The organism is Vibrio sp. D173a (genome assembly GCF_030248475.1).
This window is the reverse complement of the sequence record NZ_JAHGAH010000054.1, coordinates 1-1,154: the sequence shown is the minus strand read 5'-3', so window position 1 is coordinate 1,154 and position 1,154 is coordinate 1. Positions and strand designations below refer to the sequence as shown.

Here is a 1,154-nt window from a genome sequence, read left to right as displayed (position 1 = left end):
AAATGAAACTTTTTTACAGATTGTTGTTGTTTCTTTTGGTTTTTAGTTCGTTTGCTTCTTTTTTGGTCAATAAAAAATGAAGTTTAATTTATTTGTTTATCAGTGGGTTATGTCGTTTTGTTGTAGTAAACCACTACTTTGGGGGTATTTCGGTTGTGAGAACTGATCCAAGTCAATTTTTTTCACACTCTGAAATATTATACTCAGCCCTGAAAGCAATTTACTAAGATGGTTGTTAGTTAAGTCGCTGATAAACAGTAAAAACGAAAGACAATAGCCTTACTAAAAAGTTTTTAATATTTATTATTTTAGGAGATCCACTATGCCTGTAACTAACTTAGCTGAACTAGATGCTCTAGTAGCACGCGTTAAAGCAGCACAAGAAGAGTTCGCAACATTTTCTCAAGAGAAAGTAGACGCAATCTTCCGCGCAGCTTCACTTGCAGCTAACCATGCTCGTATTCCACTAGCACAACAAGCAGTTGCTGAATCTGGAATGGGTATTGTTGAAGATAAGGTAATCAAAAACCACTTCGCTTCAGAATTTATCTACAACAAATACAAAGACGAAAAAACATGTGGCATCTTGGAAGAAGATGACAACCTAGGCACGATGACTATCGCTGAGCCTGTAGGTATCATCTGTGGTATCGTTCCAACGACTAACCCAACTTCTACAGCAATCTTCAAATCTCTAATTTCTCTAAAAACTCGTAACGGCATCATCTTCTCGCCACACCCACGTGCGAAGAACTCAACTAACGATGCAGCGAAACTAGTTCTAGACGCAGCGGTTGCAGCTGGTGCTCCAAAAGACATCATCGGTTGGATCGACCAACCATCTGTAGAGCTTTCTAACGCTCTTATGAAGCACGACGGTATCGCTCTTATCCTTGCAACTGGTGGTCCAGGCATGGTTAAAGCAGCTTACTCTTCTGGTAAGCCAGCAATCGGTGTAGGTGCAGGTAACGTTCCTGTCGTTATCGATGAAACAGCTGACATCAAACGTGCTGTTGCTTCTATCCTAATGTCTAAAACTTTCGATAACGGCGTAGTATGTGCTTCTGAGCAAGCTGCAATCGTAGTTGCTGAAGTATACGACGAAGTGAAAGAGCGTTTCGCTTCTCACAAAGCTCACGTTCTATCTAAAGCTG

At 40.6% G+C, this 1,154-nt stretch carries 1 protein-coding gene; it reads left to right on the top strand.

All coding sequences use genetic code 11. The features are described 5' to 3' along the window. Nucleotides 1–322: 322 nt before the first annotated feature. On the top strand, nt 323–1,154 hold an 832-nt coding region (locus tag KIV40_RS06555; protein WP_285348363.1), incomplete at its 3' end, for an aldehyde dehydrogenase family protein.